Raw genomic sequence first — 18394 nt, forward strand, 5'->3', positions numbered from 1 at the left:
ACTATAACAGCTTATTTCAAACGTTTCCTTAAGACGGATTCTTTATCCAATTGGTTATATTCCTCTGCTGCATCGGCTATATTACCGATTGACCTGGAGCGTATATTTACATATTCGGTTAACTTTGCAAGATCTCTTGTGGTTGTAAGGTTGGACATTGCGCCCTTACTTGTAAATTGAAACTCAATAGGAGTCGGCCTATTTATCGGTATAAACGAAAATTTTATAATACTATTTATTATGTTATTATATATATCATATTTAGCAGCAAATGCACCCCCTACCCGGTTGTTCTCAAGCGTGAAGTCCTCAAAGCTTGCTATACCGTTATTTACTTTTATTCTGCCTTTCACCTTATCAAATAAGCTTTCTCCATATTTAGCATAATAATCAAGCCGTTTTAATTTATCATTAACAGGAGTAGCAAGTTCAGGGATATTTACTAACTGCCCAACATCAAAACCCTTAATCCCCACCTTTTTAGCTAATAATTCAACACTGCCTTGCATATTGGATACTAAAGAAGGCATGTTCATTCCGCTACTGCTTACTGAACCGCTCGCACTTAAATATCCCGACATATTGTTTACTCCGGTAAAACTTTCCATTAGTTTCCCGGGGTTAACATTATATAAAGCGAGAGAAAAGCTAACACTTGGTACAGGAGATAAAACGGCAACATTACCTCTAATGCTAGTTTGACCGTCAAAAACTCTTGCATTCAGCTTATCAATTATGATAAGACCGTTATTTAGCGTGCTTAAAAACTCAACATCACTTGCATTAAATTCATCATTAATAAATTTGTTTGCTTTCAGTTCTATGCTTCCTTCATGATTATTAGCGCTAAAGAAATTAAATCCGCTAACTATAGCATCCTCTTCTTTTTTATCGTATAAGCTACTTTTACTTTCTTTTTCCTGATTTCGGAAATGAACTACTAAGGCTTCTCGTAGTGAAGCTTGAGAAGGTAGAACATAATTTAAAAATTTTGTATCTAAAGAATCAAAGTTAAAATTTAAGTTTATAGTCGGTTTAAACGACGGTAAAGATAAATTTACCCTTCCATCAAAATCTGCAAATTCAGACTTTGCGGCAATTTTGTTTAAAGCAAGTAGATTAGGAGATATCCCCAGTGAAAAATCAAAATTATTATATTTATATTTATTTAAAGTAAACTCATCTACGGTAATATCAAAATTTACATTCCCGCTAAATTTTCTAAGCCACTTATAATCATCCGTATTTTTAGAATAAACATCACCGGTTTTATCATAATCACTAATGTAAAATTTCGTGACTAGGTCACTTAGCATTTTATCGAGGTTAAAATAATCACCGTCTACTTTATTAAATCTTAGCCCTGTATAAAGGCTAACTTTTTCCTTATCCCCATTACGCGCGCTTAAAGAACCCACGAAAAGTAAATTATCTAAAGCTGCCTTTATATCCACCAATTTAAAATTATTAGGAATTAATTCAGCTTGAGATTTAATAATAAACTTTTTGAAGGAATATAATTTATCATTATCCTTATCAATGTTTAACCAACCTAAAAATTTTGGAAAATCATTAGAAACAAATTCCAGATCACCGATAAATTTTGGCCTAATTGTGTTGTTAGTTATTATTCCTTTCAAGTTTAACTCACTACTACCAGGAAGCTTAAATTCAAAAGTATTAAGAGAAATATCGCCCGCAAAGGAATCAAAATCAAATATTAAATTTGTTATAAGCTCTGAATTTACAGTTAAAGAATTGATTTTAAAGTTAAAGAAAAGATCAATACTATTAAAAATTTCAGTATTAAAATAGCTCAACAATCCATAAACTATCTCCTGTAGCTTGACTGAGGTTGCGGTATCTTTATTTTCCCATAAGGCAAATTTATCTAAATTAATATTATCCGCCGTAATATCTATATTAGATTCAATATTCGGGTAAAACTCAGTTTTAGAATTTATAATAATATTTTTAATATTATTGGAATTTATAGTTAGTTTTTTAATATTGAGATATTTTCTACTTGCTTCAACCTCACCTGCTATACTTAAATTCTCTTTACTTAAAAGAGTTTTTATATATTGAGAGCTTGAAAAATGCTGGCTAAACTTCTCTACATCAGTAACTTTAGCAGTAATATTCCCGGCAAGTTTGGGTTCTGAAATTAAATTCTCTAATTTACCTGCGAAGCTTATTTCTCCGGTTTTATCATATAATCTTACTGCTGCTTGGTCAGAAGAACCTTGAGCATCCACAGCATCAAAAGTTGCTGTAAAGTTTATCGGTTTATGATTGATCTCAAAATCACTCTCAAGTTCAATATTTTTAGAGAACCAGCCATCCTTGCTAAGTTTTAAGTTTAACTTCTCTAATACTCCTTTTTCCACCTTATCTTTTGTAGAACTTAAAACATCAATTGATGAGTTTGTTATAACAAAGCTATTTAAATCCAACTTTTCGTTTAATTTATTTTCTTTAAAATTTTCTAAAATATTAGTTAGGTTAAATTCCCCGTTATTTAAGTGCAGCTTTTTAAATTTAGCTTGTCCTAAAGAATTCGGTAGTGATAAAAGACCGGAATATATTTTGACTCTAGAAACTTTAGTAAGTAAAGCGTTCTTATTATTATTAATTGCTACTTTTTCCAGCTCCACATGGGGAAGCGGGAATATCTTATATCTTATATTACCGTTAATTTTTACTTTTAGATTAAATTGTTCTTTAAAAACTTTTTCAACTACTTCTTTATATTGATTGAAAGCAATAAAATATGTAGCAAACTCTAAAACTCCTAACACAATAAATATGATAAGCAAAAACTTAATAATTTTACTTGCTAAAGTTTTCAAGATTAACCCCTGGAACGTTGAAATAGTTGTATATATTATTATTTAATATTAAAGCTGCTCAAGAGAATGGTCAACAAAAAACCCTTTTCTACTTTTTATAGTTTAAAAAAAGCTCTTTTTAAATAAGCTTAAGAATAATAGTTAATTTTTTAAAACTACTGCTAACCGGCACAGTCGTAAAACATATAACCTAACTAGCTTTCAATATCATACACCTCCTGCAAGCACCATAGGAGATGCAACTGTTGTTATATTATTTACCTGCATGCCTGCAATTTTTCATTTCAATTCTCTCACACCAATTTCTGTTATCATTCTCTCCCGCAAGGTTATATTTTATTGCATCAATTAAGGGGCGTTCGTAAATATTATTTAACAACTTACTTTTACCCGGGTTTCTTGCTGCTACTACTGAATTTAACGGAGCTTTGCTGATATCTTTTGCTAATTCGCATGCCAAAGAGGTGGAAATATTTAGCTTATCTTCGGCATTAAACTCAAATTTTTGATCTTTGTTAAATTTCTCAATAAGCACACTGCCCAAGGCAGAGTAAGTAATTGCAAGAACTTTAGCTTGGTTCTTTTCATCTAATTTTATACTATGGTCATTTTCTAATGCTTTGAAAGTTTCACTTAATATTTCCTCAATTTGCTTAACTTGGACAGTAATTAAATATTCACTCTCAGCATCCTTAATAATAAGACGCCTAGCATATAAACTCCTAATCACATCTTCTAAGCGCTCGACAATCTCCCTTTCATTAGTCTCAATATTTCTTATGTTAGTATATAAATTATAAAACACATAGGAAGTTAATAATGAGCCGCAAGCAAGCAAATATCTAAATACTACCGAATAATTATTATCAAAAGCTAAAGGATTATAGATTGCTAACCCGGCGGAGGCTGAGCAGAAAATTTTATATATACATTGCGCAACAGTACCGCTATTTAAGTATTTATTATACAACCCTTGATTAAGTGAAAAGTTTATAGGCTGAGAACCGGACTTAGACTCTCCTAAGAATTTATCATATATTTTACTTTTATTTTTATAAATTTTTTGCGATCCCTTAGGTAAGTTTTCCTCATTGCCCCGGCTCTTTGCAGTCGCTTCACTTAACTCTCCCTCCTCATACTCATCCTCGGAGAATTCTATATTATAGCTTAGTTCTTCGCTTGCATCATATTTGTGATCCGATAATTCTCCCGCATGTCGGCTCCACCTCTCGCTTATTTCCCCCTCAGCATTTTCTGCCTCGGAATAGCTGCTAATTTCGAACCTCCCTTTTTCACTACCGTCTCTTAAGCTTTCTTTTGATGCTTCCTTCTCTTTACCTTTACTTTTAGCATCATCTTCATCTTCAGAATGTTGCTTTATGGCTCTTATGGACTCATTAGACGGCTTTTTAACTTGGTTATCTTTAGTCATAACCTCATCAATAATAATTAAAAAATTTTCTATACTCGGTGTTAACTTCAGCTGTGCATGATTTGGTTTATGCGCGCGAACTAGATTAGATACATAAGATCTTTTATTAATAGTGGAGGCGATAATCTCCGCAAATTCTTCCGCTATCCGTTCACAGTGGTCGTTATCAAAAGCTAATAAGCCTAGGCTGCCCTGATTTAACAAATATTTATTAAATGCAATCAACATGTTTAAAGTGTATTCAGTAACTCTAAAATCATTCAAGCAATTTATATTCTTTACTCCTTTTAGAGTTAAAGCTTTTTCCAATGCTTTTGCGATAGTATCTCCTACTAGTTTATATGGTCGCTCAACTTGGTTTTCTATATCTCCTTCTTCATTAGCCGAGTACTTATCAATTTCCTGGAAGGTCTGTTTAAGCTCTGAATATAGCTTTTTATTTTTTCTGCAGTTTATATCGATTGCATGCGTATATTGATATATACTATGGCTTAAGGAAGTCGACACGGTAAAAATTAAGTTATTAAGCGCTTGGATCCCTTTATCATAGCTCTCATCATCCTCGTCAGTAAAAAGTATAATCCCTTGATTGCCGAATATCTTGGAGAATGATATTGCAGCAATAAATACACTGATTATTTGTAGCGGAATACTCTGCCAAGCAAAAGTTCCTACCTTTTTAATCAACCTATTTTGCATCCAACCTTTTATGTCATTTAATTCTTTATTTTCCTCACCTGATGTCCCCACCTCTTGAGTAAAATATGAATTCACAATATCTTTCCATTTGTGCTGCACGGTTCCCTCCCCTTACCTCTTTTTATAAGCTTGTATTCATGCAGATAAATACAGCTTCCCCAATATCATATTATGCAGTTTAAAATAATTGCAACAAATTAATTTAGAAAAAAATTATTGTTATTCTGAATTAGCCAAAAGCACATCACCGGCAAGATATAAAGAGCCGCAAACTAAAATCCTTGCAGGAGCAGAAGAAGAGCTTATACAATAACTAACAGCTTCTTTTAATGACTCTGCGGCAAATGAGGAGAATCCTAATTTCTCCGCAGCTACCGCGATTCTCTCCGGCCTCTCGGCAAGCGGTTCGGATTTTACCTCCACCCCGACTACGCATTCCACTTTATCCTTAAAATGCATTAAAAATGATTCTACATCTCTATTTCTCGTCCGGCCGTTAATTAAGTAAATTGGTTTATCCTTCCACTTTTCCATCATTAGCGAAAGCATCTGTGCACCTGCGTTGTTATGAGCTCCGTCTACCCATAATTCCCAATCTCGGGGCAACATTTTAACTAATACTCCGCTTGTTATATTTTGCAGACGTGCCGGCCATTTAGTTTTAGCAAGCCCGTTAATAATATTTTTATAAGTAATATCAAACCCTTCCAGATATTGTAAGGCTGCGATCACTGCACTTGCATTGATTATTTGGTGGTAGCCCTCTAATGCAGGAAGCGGGAAGTCATACTCTCCATCTTCATCAATAAAACTAAAATGATCTTTTTCACCTCTAAAATTCCAGTGCTCACCACACGCAAATAAAGGAGCATCTAATTCTTCACACCTGTTTTTTATTACCCTGTAAGCTTCTTTCGGCTGCCACCCTACTATGCAAGGACAATTGTTTTTTATAATACCTGCCTTTTCATAAGCTATCTTACCAATCGTATCACCCAAATATTCCATATGATCATCAGAAATTGGAGTAATTATGCTAAGTAGCGGGTTATCAATCACATTAGTAGCATCAAGCCTTCCTCCCATCCCGGTTTCAAGCAATACAATATCAGCCGGAACTTTTGCAAAAGCTAAGAAGGCTGCAACCGTGGTACCTTCAAAGAATGTTACCCCTAAATCTCCGGCGGCAATTCTGGTTTCTTCCATTATTTGATATAAATATTCATCGCTGATCTCCTCGCCTGCTATAGTTATTCTTTCATTAAACCTTACTAAATGGGGAGAGATATATCTATGCACTTTATACCCTGCATCTTCTAGAATCGCCTTTAGGTAAGCAATGGTAGAACCTTTACCGTTCGTACCTGCTATATGTATCACGGGAGGAAGATGTTTATGAGGATTACCAAGCTTATTTAAAAGCTCTCTTACTCTTTCTAAACCTAAGTCTATCGGCTTTTTACCGTAAGGTATCGGCCAATGCGGCATTTTAACCATATATTTTTAAGATAAAAATGATTGTTTCTCATATAAATGCTAGTTATATTATAGGACAAAATAAGTAGCTATAGAAAACTTTATGCAACAAAAAAGAATTAAGTTAGGGAATTTTGAGATAGGGAATGATCTTCCGTTTACCTTAATTGCAGGTCCTTGCCAAATGGAATCAAGAGATCATGCGATGAAAACTGCAGAGGAAATTTGCAGTATTGCAAAAAGGTTAAATATTAATGTGATATATAAAACTTCTTTTGATAAAGCTAATCGCACATCACTTAGCGCTCAAAGAGGTATAGGATTAGAAAAAGCTTTACCGATATTTGCCGAAATAAAAGACACTTTCGGCTGCCCGGTTATAACTGATGTTCACTCCGAGTTTCAATGCGAGATCCTTTCTCAAGTTATTGACGTACTGCAAATTCCGGCTTTTCTATGCAGACAAACGGATTTATTAATTGCAGCCGGAAATACTGGAAAAGTTATTAACGTTAAAAAAGGACAGTTTTTAGCTCCTTGGGATATGAAAAACGTTGCAGATAAGATAGCTTCCACGGGCAATGAGAACATTATGCTTTGCGAGCGCGGGGCAAGTTTCGGTTATAATAGATTGGTAAGTGATATGCGTGCACTTCCTATAATGGCGACAACCGGCTACCCGGTTATATTTGATGCCACTCATTCCATACAAGAACCCGGAGGAGCAGGCGCACAAAGCGGCGGGCAAAGAGAATTCGTAAAAGTTTTAGCAAGAGCTGCGGTTGCAGTTGGAGTAGCGGGCGTATTCCTAGAAACCCATCCTGATCCTGATAATGCGCCCAGTGACGGGATGTGCATGATTCACTTGCATAAACTTGAGGCAATTCTTAAAGAGCTGATTCAATTTGATAATATTGCAAAACAATATCCTTCCAATTACTGATTATGAGCGAATTTGATAAAAACATCAGAAAGATTATTACCGAAAATAGAAGAGCTTATCATGAATATTTCATCGAGGAACTTTATGAGGCGGGAATAGTTTTAACCGGCAGTGAAGCTAAATCCTTAAGATGTGGGAAAGCAAGTATCGTTGAGTGTCATATCTCAGAAGATAAAGGTGAGTTATTTATCCACGGATCATATATTCCGGAATACGATAAAGCGAAGTTATATAATCACTACCCGAGAAGGCCGAGAAAGCTATTGCTCCATTCCCGCGAAATAAAAAAATTAACCGGGCTCATTCAGCGAAAAGGGTATACGGTAGTACCGCTCAAATTTTATTTCAATCTTAAAAATAAAGCAAAATTGTTAATTGCAGCTGTAAAGGGCAAGAAACTCCATGATAAAAGGGAAACCATCAAACAAAGAGAATGGGACAGACAAAAAGCCAGGGTTTTGAAAGATAGCGGTAATATTTAAGACTCATTATATTAATTAAAAAAAACAAAATTGTCATCATACATATTATAAAAACTAAATTTCTGATCAATTAAGAATATAATTCTAAAACCTTGAATAATTCTCCCATCTGCTCTTTATCAACTAATCTACCTAATTCGGATTGTATTTTCTTTTTGTCCGCTCCGTTTTTTATTAGCTGCTCTGCGCGGAACTCAATCCCGCACTTTCTTAGAAATTCCCCTTGAGTGCTAAATAGACACTGTAATTCTTCTCTTTTGAATATATTTATAAGTGAGCTAAAATCCACATGAGATGTTAAATCCGAGTTACCAATATTATGAAAAATATCACGGTAAGCATTATCTTTCATTGCTTGTAATGTGCTTATAAAAGGTGGATTTAGATAACCGTAATCAATTATTAACGCCGCCCCTCCATAATTTTTTAAACAAGTAGTGATTTTATTTGCATATGATTCTCTTACTGGTGAAACTTCTATAATATCCTCTGCTTTGCATTCAATATCCAACTGAATTTCTGCTCCTAAAGGCATTAATATGAATTCATTTTCTTTTAGAGTAACATATATTTCTCTAAAACCATGTCTAACTTTAATAAACTGCTTTATAGGCAAGGCATCAAAAAATTCGTTATTAATAATTATATTATAGCAAGGTTCAAGATTCTCTATATCCTTAAGCCATATAAAATTATAATTATGTCGGGAGAGCTTTTGTCGTTGAATTGATTTTAAGCTTTCGCTGGTTTCTACCATATAAATTTTTTGTATATCCTCACCGAACTCTCCAATGTGCTTAGTACCTCGCAGTAAGTCATCCATAAGAGTTCCTCTGCCCCCGCCGATTTCAACTAGATTAAATTTAGGCTTACCTAAATTAATCCACGCATTAACACACCATATCCCGATTATTTCTCCGAACATCTGACTTATCTCGGGCGCGGTAATAAAATCGCCTTTTTTACCAAAGGGGTCACGCGTATTATAATAATAAGAAATGCATAAGCTCATAAATTGATCAAGCGGAATACCTTGATTCGAATGAATCAGACTCCTTATTCTCTCATTCGGATTCATCGGCTAAGTTCTCGGGCATATATTTTTCTAAAACTTTTTTAACCAGAGGAGCAGTAATTTCTCGCTTTTGCTCTAGAGAAAGCTTATCAATATTTTCAACCAATCTTTTTATATATTCAAAGCTTCGTTCGGTACGAGTAAAAATATACTCCATTACATCTGAGGAAACAATTAGCTGCCGATCAGAAAAATGCCTCATCAATAAAGCTCTTAAAAGCCCATCATCCGGCCTCTTTATAATCACTTTAGCGGTTGCGTTAATTCTCGACTGCAAATCTTTTAAATTATACCTGGGCAAAAACTCTGCCGTTATAAGCAATCTTATTGAATGCTCCTTAGCAAGATTAATTTTATGAAACAGCTGATTTTCATCTCCAAATTGCTCAATATCTTCTAATATCCAAGCTTTAGCTTTAAGATTAAGCTCTTCATCATCATAACTTATAAATTCACCCCCTGCTTCTTTAGCAAATATTTTAGCTAAATGGCTTTTTCCCCCTCCTTCAGAACCTAGTATAAGCATTCTATATTCAGGCCATGTCTGAAAACTTTTTATAGCCTTATAAGCTTCAAGGTTACAGTAAGAGATAATAAAATTCTCTTCAGTAAATTCTTTTTCATGAATAAATTTAAAGGTAAATTGCATAATCCACCGTCAAATCAACCAAGTGACCATTGCAGGAACATACACCATACCTAAAACCGTTCCGGCCAGCACTGCCGCTGCCGCCTGCTCAGGATGGCACTTATTAAGGGTAGCGAAAACAACCGTATTCGCAGCAGGCGGAACTATAGAGAGCAATATCATAATTTTATATATAAACTCATTGCCTTCAAATATATGCATAACATTTTGATCTAAAGTAATTATCGATAACACAATCATTGGAGCTGCTAAAAATTTTGCCGAAAGAAAACAGGCTAAAAATTTATAATCAATTTTATAAGCCTCAAGGTTAGCAAGCGCAAGCCCGATAATCATCATCCCTAAAACTATATAAGCCCCTCTCAAATGTTGCGCAAAATGACTTACCTCACTAGGCAACTTAAATCCGAGATAATTTAAAGTTAACCCGAGTATAAAAGCATAAATCATAGGTAACCTCATCACCTTATGCAAAGCTTGCTTCTTGGTATAGGTTCCTCTGGTAATAATATATGCACCAACCGTATAATCGTATAAAGAAAACCCGATATTTCCAAGCATATAAATTCCAACCTGATGCTCATCGAAAAGCATCAACGCAAGCGGGAAGCCAAAATATCCGGTATTTCCCGTGCCTGCTGCAAAAGCGATTAAATTCGCTTTACCGTCTTTCCAAAGTTTACCTGCAAAATATAAATAGATAAAACAAAGAGAAATACAAAGAATGAAACAAATTAGGGGGAGAAACAAATAACAAGGTTGAATTTTAACATTTAGTGCTACGTTAAAAAATACGAAAGGTACAATAAAATAAAATAATAAGGAAGCTATAGATTGCCTATCAATCTTAAATAACCTTCCACCGAAATACCCCATTATTATATAAATATATAACGGCCAGATTTTAAGACAAAAGCTTAAAAAAATCTGCATCAGTTATTACTCTCATACTTCGCAAGCTCAACATGCGCTCGAAGCTCTATTTCATCCAACAAGGCTTCCAACTTTCTATCCTCGGTTTTAACCCTTTCAAAACTCAATTTAGCTTTAATCTCTTCTAATTTATCTTTGCTGATATTACCGCTTAACAAGATATCTTTAAATTCTTTAAGTTTAGCAAGTATATCTTCGCCGCGAGCAAAGTTTTGCTGCCTGCTTATATCAGGAAGATTAGCTTCCTGTAAAAAAAATAAGCTCGAGACTGCAGAAGTATTCGCGGCTCTCGCAACTTCCTCTTTTTCATCTGCTTCTGAAGCTAAAAGTGTTGAAAACCCTGAGCTTAAGCTAACTTTTTTCTTCTTCTTAAGTTCAGAAGCTTCCTTCGGTTTATTAATTTTAAAAACTTCCATAATACTTTTATAACACAAGCTTTTATTGTTAACATTTATATAGAACATTTTAATCGCTTATGCTACAAACAAAACATTAGAATAACCAAAAATAAATGAGATATGCCTAAGCTAACTATTGACGGCAAAGAAATTGTTGTTGAGGAAGGAACTACCGTAATTCAAGCATGCGAAACGCTGGGGATTGAGATACCGAGGTTTTGTTACCATGAAAGGCTTGCAATTGCTGGTAATTGTAGGATGTGTTTGGTTGAGATGGAAAAATCTCCAAAACCTGTTGCAAGCTGTGCACAGCCTGCACTTGAAGGTATGGTGATTAAAACTGATACTCCAATGGTTAAGAAAGCTCGTGAAGGAGTAATGGAATTCTTGCTTATCAACCACCCGCTCGATTGCCCGATTTGTGATCAAGGCGGCGAGTGTGATCTTCAAGACCAGGCATTTTTTTACGGGAGGGGTAAAAACCGTTATACTGAAGAGAAGAGAGCAGTAAAAGATAAATATATGGGGCCTTTGGTTGCAACCCATATGACCAGATGTATTCACTGCACACGTTGCGTTAGATTTTTGGAAGATATTGCCGGCACTCCGGAACTGGGCGCAATCGGAAGAGGTGAAGAAATGGAGGTGACCACTTATATTGAAAAATCATTAAGTTCAGAGTTATCGGGAAATATAATCGACCTTTGCCCGGTTGGTGCATTGACTTCTAAACCTTATGCATTCAAAGCAAGGAATTGGGAACTTAAAAAAACCGAGACCATAGATGTTTTAGATGCAGTCGGTTCAAATATTAGGGCAGATAGTCGCGGCCGTGAAATAATGCGTATACTTCCGAGGATTAATGATGATATAAATGAAGAATGGATTTCCGATAAAACCAGGTTTTCTTATGACGGATTAAAGTATCAACGCCTTGATACCCCTATGGTAAAAAAAGGAGATTTATTGGAAGCCGTTTCATGGGAAGAAGCTTTAAGCACTTTAGCAGATAAGATAACAAAATCTTCAGCTGAAAAGATCGGGGCTATCGCCGGGGACTTAACTGATGTTGAAACCATGTTAGTTACTAAAGAGATGCTGCAAAAACTCGGCAGCGCTAATTTTGATTGCAGGCAAGACGGTAGCCAAGTTGATAACAAATATAGATCACTTTACACATTTAATACCACAATAGCGGGGATAGAGCAAGCTGACATCTGTTTAATCATCGGCTCAAATCCAAGGCATGAAGCAGCTATTCTTAATGCACGAATCAGAAAAGCACATCTATATAATAACTTAAAAGTCGCAGTTATCGGTGAAAAAGTTGATTTAACTTATCCTTATAGATACTTAGGAAATAATGCATGGATATTAAAGCAAATTGCCGATGGGGATCACCCTTATTGCAGTATCCTGAATAGTGCTAAAAATCCGATGATAATCCTCGGTTCACAAGTGTTATGCAGAGATGATTTTGAAGCTACGCTTTATCAAGTTAAACGCATTGTTAATGAATATAAAGTAATAAGAGATGATTGGAACGGCTTTAATGTGTTGCAAAGAGCGGCATCTAGAGTTGGCGGACTTGATATCGGCTTCATTCCCGGCAAAAACGGCAAACCCGTTAACAGAATGGTTACTGAAAAAATGGATGTTTTATTCCTGCTGGGTGCTGATGAAATAAATTTTTCAAAACTTCATCCTGATACTTTTGTAGTTTATATCGGTCATCATGGCGATAAAGGAGCTCATAGAGCTGATATCATTCTACCGGGTGCGACCTATACTGAAAAAGAGGCCACTTATGTTAACCTTGAAGGTAGGCCTCAGCGAACTAATTTAGTTGTTTATCCACCCAATGAAGCGAAAGAGGATCGGGTAATTATAAGCGATATTATCAGAAGCTTAAAGCTTGACCTTGATTACTCTACCGTTAAGCAGGTCAGAAATAAGATGTCGGAAGTTTCAAAAATATTTGAACAGATGAACAGAATTAAAGCATCTAAAGAGTTTCCTGAAAAAGGCGGGAAGTTTAAAGATTTCTTATCTGATAACTTTACAAATCCTTTTGAAAACTATTACATGACTGACCCGATTTCGAGAAACTCCAGGACTATGGCATTATGTACTAAAGAAATCACAGGATCTGCTGATCAAAAAGTTGCTTAAAGGTTTTTAGTTATAACTATTTTATAGCTTTAATATTTACTATCAAGAAGTAAGTTAAGGTAATAACTACATAAGCTTGTTATTATTATTAATATATGGTTTATTAAATATAGTAAGTCTAAATAGTAAAGGTAAATATAATGAGCAAAGTTTTAGTTTTATATTACAGCATGTATGGCCATGTGAAAACTTTAGCGGAATCTGTTTGCGAAGGAGCGAGATCAGTCCCGGGTACTGAAGTTGTATTAAAAAGAGTTCCTGAACTTATGTCTGCTGAGCATTTCAAGCAAGCAGGCGGAAGAGAAGATAATACTCCGATTGCCGACCCTAACGAATTAACCGATTATGATGCTATAATCTTCGGCTCACCCACCAGATTCGGCAATATGACTTCTCAAATGCGCAATTTTCTTGATCGTACAGGTGGGATTTGGGCGAAAGGAGGGCTGGTAGGAAAATTAGGCAGCGTATTTACTTCAACAGGCACAGGCGGCGGTAATGAGACCACTATTACTTCCTTCCACAGCACGTTATTGCACCACGGTATGATAATTGTAGGATTACCCTACAGCTGCCCTGACCTTGTAGATATGGAACATAAAATCGGCGGCAGCCCTTATGGCGCTTCTACTCTTGCAGGCCATGACGGTTCTCGCACTCCCCATCAAAAAGAACTCAATATGGCTAAGTTTCAAGGCAAACATGTAGCGGAAATTACGGCAAAACTGACTAAGTAGCGTAAATATAAAATAAGCTTTTAAGATTATATGGAGCACATTAGCTCCTTTCTTAAACTTTATTAAGATTTAGTTAGACCTGCTAATAGCTTAGCTCTCATGCTTTTTTAATAAGAAGGCAACAACATAAAATATATCTTCATTAATTTACTAACCCTTATCTATCTAAATTAAAAAGCTTAGTTTTTATAAGCAGCATTATACTAGTCAGAGAAACGGTTAAACTAATAGCCATGATAAAAGCAGTGCTCTTAAAACTACCTTGATGAAAATAACCAGCAACCTCTAAGCCTATCGCAGTAAGAATAAGTCTTGCTGAAAGTATGATTGCTGCAATTTTTCCCTTAGATTCTTTAATTATTCCAAGCGCCTCATAATATAATATATTAATCGGCAAAACTACACCCATCGAAAGCAGCACAAGAGCACTAGTTATAGCAATAGGGTTCTTACTTTCAGTAACTCCTAAAAACAAGATTAATACCGCACTGGATGCACACAAAAATACACCCGCTAAAAATAACTGCTTTCTACTGATTATTTTTAAAACATAACTACTGGATATACTAACCGTAGAAAAAGCTACCGCCATAGCTCCTTGATAGAAACCGAATTTTTCTAAACTCATTTTAAAATCCGCCATATAAAGTATCGGAGATATACCTATAAAAATCCAATAAGGGCAGGAAAGAAAACAAAATGAAACGGTAAAAGCAATCACCTTTCCGGAACGCAAAACCGGCAAATAGGAAACAAATAATTCAAGGTTCCCGCTTTTTAATTCTCTATCATGCTGCTCCTTAATAAATAAACAAAGCATTATAAGGCATATTATTCCGAAAATTAATAGAACGATAAAGTTGCCTTTCCAACTATAATACAGATTAACATAGCTGCCAAGAATAGGTGCAAATGCCATAGCTAAGGTCACAACTCCGTTTAAAATTGAAATAACATTTAGTTGATCTTTTCTTCCATATATATCGGAAACTATGACATAAGTCAGAATTGCCGGAGCAGCTACCCCTGCTCCTTGTAGAAACCTACCCAAGATAATAATATAAAATTGTTCGGCAATAACACATAATATGCTGCCTAAAATAAAAACAACCAGCCCCCAAATCATCACGATTTTCCTACCGTAACGATCTCCGAGAGAACCTACCACCAGTGAACTAATGCAATATGCAATAAGATTAGCACTTAGAGTCAGCTCAACCATAAACGGCGTAAGCTGAAACTGTTTGCTGATTTGAGGAAAGCTCGGCACGAACAGATCAACTTCCGCCCCTGCTAAAATACACAAAAGTATGATAGTTAAAAAGCCGGAAGAAACTTTCATAAATTTAAGCCTTCTCCCCACCAAGCCTAGCTATAATCTTATCTCTACCGATTAAAGGTAATATGTATTTCAGCTCAGGGCCATGCTCCATTCCGGTGATTGCTTTTCTAAGCGGCATAAATAAATTCTTACCGCTTTTTCCGGTTTTTTCTTTAATTTTAGAAATCCATTCATCCCAAGTATTTATAGTAACTTCCTCTTCAGGCAAAAGCTCAGCTGCTGATGCGGTAAAATCTTTATCATCAATAGTAGGCGTTATATCTTCTCTACAAATTTTACTCCACAGCTCAACTTCTTTTATAGTATTTATATTGGGCTTTACTGCTTCCCAGAAACTTTCATCAACTTCACCGATATTTAGTCCATTTAGCCTTTCCTTAACTTCGGAATATTTTAAGTTATGAACCAGCTTGGTATTTAATCTCTCCAGTTCTGAAATATCATAGTTTACCGGGGATTTACTAAACTTTTTAATTGAAAAGTCTTTAATTAATTCTTCTAATGAGCTTTTAATCTCAATCGGATCAGAAGTTCCGATTTTAGCTAAAAAACTATTAATAGCCATAGGTTCAATGCCGCTTTCCCTCAAAGATCTGATATCAAATCCTCCTATTCTTTTAGAAATTTCACCTGATTTTGAATTAAGCAATGAAAGATGGGCAAAATTTGGCGGGGTAGATCCCAGAGCTTTAAATATTTGGATATGTATCGCACTATTGGTGACATGGTCTTCACCTCTTATGATATCAGTGATACCAAATTCAATATCATCCCAAACAGTCGCAATAGTATAAGTCATGGAGCCGTCAGCTCTAATTAGCACCGGGTCACTTATATTAGCGGCTTTAAAATGCAAATTCCCTCTTACTCCGTCATCCCAAACAATATCTTCCTTATCAATTAAAAACCTCCAATGCGGCTTAATCCCCTGCTCTTCAAGCTCCCTTTTCTTTTCATCGGAAAGCTTTAAAGAAGCTCTGTCATAGATAGGAGGAAGATTACGGTTAAGCATAATCTTTTTTTTCATCTCCAGCTCTTCTTTAGTCTCATAGCATGGGTAAAGCCTGCCTTCTTTTATCAGTCTTTCTTTAACCGCTTCATATTTCTCTACCCTATTTGATTGAAACTCTATCCTATCCCAATCTAAACCGAGCCATTTTAAATCTTCTTTTATAGCCTCTGTGTACTCATCTTTCGAACGCTCAACATCAGTATCATCTATTCTTAAAATAAACTTTCCACCCATACTTCGGGCAAAAAGCCATGATACAATTGCGGTTCTTACATTACCGACATGCAAATATCCGGTTGGGCTTGGGGCAAATCTTGTTATAACACTCATATAATCAACTTATTGTTTAGTTCTAAAACATGTTCGCTAGTATTTTCTTTATACCGATTCAAATCAAGTAGTTTTTTCGCTTTTTAGTAGATTGTTATCTATTAAAACACTGTTTTCACCATCTCTACTATGGTATATTTTTATAATATCGCTTAAAGAAGCTTTACTTAAAGCCTCTTCAACTGATGCGGCTTCTATAACTTCTGTTTTATTATCTTTATTAAATAAAATATATTTATTTTTATCATCACTTAAATTAAACATTTTTTCGGTTAAAGTATTATCAAAACCTTCCGGCTTGACTTCAGTATTTTCCCACAGTTTTTCAAAACTTTTATTTTCCATACTTAACACCTTATTATTATATTAATTTAAGTATATAAGGAAAATTTAATTCCGGGAATATTTCAGTTGTTGTATAAGATATCAAAACTTAAGAAATAACTACGCATCTTTCAATACCGGCTAAATCTTTAGCAATATTTTCAACTCTGTAACCTTGTGATTCAAAAATTTCCTTTACACCTAAAGCTTGACCTATTCCTATTTCAAAAAAAGCCTTACCGCTTTGCTTAAGATAATCCCTCATCTCATCGGCTATTATTTTATAGCATGTATAACCGTCTGCAAAATCAGTTAGCGCAATTTGCGGCTCAAAATCCTTTACCTCATTAGCAAGTTCCCTCAATTCATTTATCGAAATATAAGGAGGATTGCATACAATAATATCATATGTGCGTCTAGGCACCTCGCTAAACCAGTCGCTCTTTATAAAAGCAATCCTATTATCAACTATATTTTTTACTGCATTTTGCTTAGCAATTTTAAGAGCAGCAGGAGATATATCAACCGCAGTTATTCTTGCATTTGAAAATATAGCTGCAAGAGTAACGCTTAAGCACCCACTTCCTGTGCCAAGATCTAAAATATTAAGCTCAGCTTCTTTATCGGAAAAATATTTAATCACTTGTTCAATAATGGTTTCCGTATCATTCCTTGGAGTCAGTACCGAAGAATCAACTATAAATTCATAATCCCAAAATTCTTTTTTACCTAATATTTGTGATATAGGTTCATTTTGTATTCTTCTTTCTATTAAGTTGAAAAATTCTTTTTCTATATTTTCATCAACCTCACTATCCGATAGTGCAAATAATCTTTCCCTACTGCTTTGGCATACCAGCTTAGATAATAACAACTCTGCCTCTAAAGCAAATACCTCAATCCCATGATCACGCAAAATCACTTTACCTCTTTTTAATATCTCAAAAATTTTATACTTCACTTTTTAATTATCTCTTTTTCTGTTACTATATAATCAAGCTTTTGATCATGGTCTTCAAGAGGAATGTTTTTCACTTCTTGGAAAGAATACCCTATTCCTACCCTTATAGCATTAGGATATTCTATAAATGTTCTATCATAATAACCACCTCCGTATCCAATTCTGTTCATACTTCTGTCAAATCCGAGTAACGGCGTTATTATTATATCCGGTGTAAGTTCCTCACCCGCTGCTTTTGGCTCAAATATTCCATAATCATTTCTTTCAAGCGGGTCATCGTTCATCCATTTTATAAACTTTAAGTAGCTGTTTTTTTGTATTATTCTCGGTAACGCTACTTTATAACCCGTACTCATAGCTTTAATTAATATTGGCAATATATTAACTTCATCCGATTTAGGATGGAAGCCGGCAATTGTTTTTATATTAAAACCTTCTATTAAGCTAAAGAGATTATTTTTAAAACGAATAAAATCATATTCGATATATTCAAGCTTTATTTTCTTCAGTTGTTTAAGCTCTATTCTTAATTTATTTTTCATTCACTTCTAATTAAACTTTTATATTAATATATATA

General features: G+C 34.8%; 16 protein-coding genes. 4 read left to right on the plus strand and 12 right to left on the minus strand.

Annotation, left to right across the window (positions count from 1 at the left end; translation table 11 throughout):
• Positions 1-11: 11 nt before the first annotated feature.
• The 3 genes from I862_RS01475 to I862_RS01485 all read right to left on the minus strand — a co-directional run bounded on the left by I862_RS01475 (position 12) and on the right by I862_RS01485 (position 6480).
• On the minus strand, positions 12-2852 hold the full coding sequence (locus tag I862_RS01475) for an AsmA family protein (protein WP_038538151.1): 2841 nt from the start codon (positions 2850-2852) through the stop codon (positions 12-14).
• A 253-nt stretch (positions 2853-3105) separates the two neighbouring features.
• Entirely contained in the window at positions 3106-5082 is a 1977-nt protein-coding gene (locus I862_RS01480) for a hypothetical protein (RefSeq protein WP_038538154.1), read from the minus strand.
• Between the two features lie 120 nt (positions 5083-5202).
• Positions 5203-6480, minus strand: a complete 1278-nt coding sequence (locus I862_RS01485; protein WP_038538157.1) for a bifunctional folylpolyglutamate synthase/dihydrofolate synthase — start codon at positions 6478-6480, stop codon at positions 5203-5205.
• 82 nt (positions 6481-6562) lie between these two features.
• Here I862_RS01485 and kdsA point away from each other — a divergent pair, with 82 nt between their 5' ends.
• Together kdsA and smpB are read left to right on the plus strand one after the other, a co-directional pair.
• Positions 6563-7402 (plus strand): 3-deoxy-8-phosphooctulonate synthase, encoded by an 840-nt coding sequence (gene kdsA / locus I862_RS01490; RefSeq protein WP_038538159.1) that lies wholly within the window; start codon positions 6563-6565, stop codon positions 7400-7402.
• A 2-nt stretch (positions 7403-7404) separates the two neighbouring features.
• Positions 7405-7884, plus strand: coding sequence for an SsrA-binding protein SmpB (gene smpB, locus I862_RS01495; RefSeq protein WP_038538162.1), 480 nt, complete (start codon positions 7405-7407; stop codon positions 7882-7884).
• 70 nt (positions 7885-7954) lie between these two features.
• On the opposite strand, the gene I862_RS01500 is transcribed toward smpB, so the two are convergent.
• Genes I862_RS01500 through I862_RS07765 form a run of 4 tightly spaced genes read right to left on the minus strand, consistent with a single transcriptional unit; the run spans position 7955 to position 10957 of the window.
• Positions 7955-8962 carry a class I SAM-dependent methyltransferase gene (locus I862_RS01500; protein WP_038538165.1) on the minus strand — a complete coding sequence of 336 codons (1008 nt, stop codon included), beginning with the start codon at positions 8960-8962 and terminating at the stop codon, positions 7955-7957.
• Positions 8949-9608, minus strand: a complete 660-nt coding sequence (locus tag I862_RS01505; protein WP_038538168.1) for an HdaA/DnaA family protein — start codon at positions 9606-9608, stop codon at positions 8949-8951. Before I862_RS01505 ends, I862_RS01500 begins: the two co-directional genes overlap by 14 nt.
• 9 nt (positions 9609-9617) lie before the next feature.
• Positions 9618-10541 carry an AEC family transporter gene (locus I862_RS01510; RefSeq protein ID WP_038538171.1) on the minus strand — a complete coding sequence of 308 codons (924 nt, stop codon included), beginning with the start codon at positions 10539-10541 and terminating at the stop codon, positions 9618-9620.
• A complete protein-coding gene (locus I862_RS07765; protein WP_158499242.1) occupies positions 10541-10957 on the minus strand; it encodes a flagellar assembly protein FliX in 417 nt (138 codons plus the stop codon). Before I862_RS07765 ends, I862_RS01510 begins: the two co-directional genes overlap by 1 nt.
• A 102-nt stretch (positions 10958-11059) precedes the next feature.
• Here I862_RS07765 and nuoG point away from each other — a divergent pair, with 102 nt between their 5' ends.
• Positions 11060-13111 carry an NADH-quinone oxidoreductase subunit NuoG gene (gene nuoG / locus I862_RS01520; RefSeq protein WP_038538174.1) on the plus strand — a complete coding sequence of 684 codons (2052 nt, stop codon included), beginning with the start codon at positions 11060-11062 and terminating at the stop codon, positions 13109-13111.
• Between the two features lie 140 nt (positions 13112-13251).
• Positions 13252-13848 carry an NAD(P)H:quinone oxidoreductase gene (gene wrbA, locus I862_RS01525; protein ID WP_038538177.1) on the plus strand — a complete coding sequence of 199 codons (597 nt, stop codon included), beginning with the start codon at positions 13252-13254 and terminating at the stop codon, positions 13846-13848.
• 157 nt (positions 13849-14005) lie between these two features.
• On the opposite strand, the gene I862_RS01530 is transcribed toward wrbA, so the two are convergent.
• From I862_RS01530 to I862_RS01550, 5 genes are all read right to left on the minus strand, one after another.
• A complete protein-coding gene (locus I862_RS01530) occupies positions 14006-15190 on the minus strand; it encodes a multidrug effflux MFS transporter (protein WP_038538180.1) in 1185 nt (394 codons plus the stop codon).
• A 4-nt stretch (positions 15191-15194) separates the two neighbouring features.
• Positions 15195-16532, minus strand: coding sequence for a glutamate--tRNA ligase (gene gltX / locus I862_RS01535; RefSeq protein ID WP_038538183.1), 1338 nt, complete (start codon positions 16530-16532; stop codon positions 15195-15197).
• A gap of 63 nt (positions 16533-16595) precedes the next feature.
• Entirely contained in the window at positions 16596-16877 is a 282-nt protein-coding gene (locus I862_RS01540; RefSeq protein ID WP_038538185.1) for a hypothetical protein, read from the minus strand.
• A gap of 88 nt (positions 16878-16965) precedes the next feature.
• Positions 16966-17817 (minus strand): peptide chain release factor N(5)-glutamine methyltransferase, encoded by an 852-nt coding sequence (gene prmC / locus I862_RS01545; protein ID WP_052646301.1) that lies wholly within the window; start codon positions 17815-17817, stop codon positions 16966-16968.
• Complete coding sequence (locus I862_RS01550; RefSeq protein WP_052646302.1) at positions 17814-18359, minus strand: 5-formyltetrahydrofolate cyclo-ligase; 546 nt, start codon at positions 18357-18359, stop codon at positions 17814-17816. Before I862_RS01550 ends, prmC begins: the two co-directional genes overlap by 4 nt.
• Positions 18360-18394 lie beyond the last annotated feature (35 nt).

The sequence above is a fragment of the endosymbiont of Acanthamoeba sp. UWC8 genome (assembly GCF_000730245.1).
In the GTDB taxonomy this organism is placed as follows: domain Bacteria; phylum Pseudomonadota; class Alphaproteobacteria; order Rickettsiales; family Midichloriaceae; genus Jidaibacter.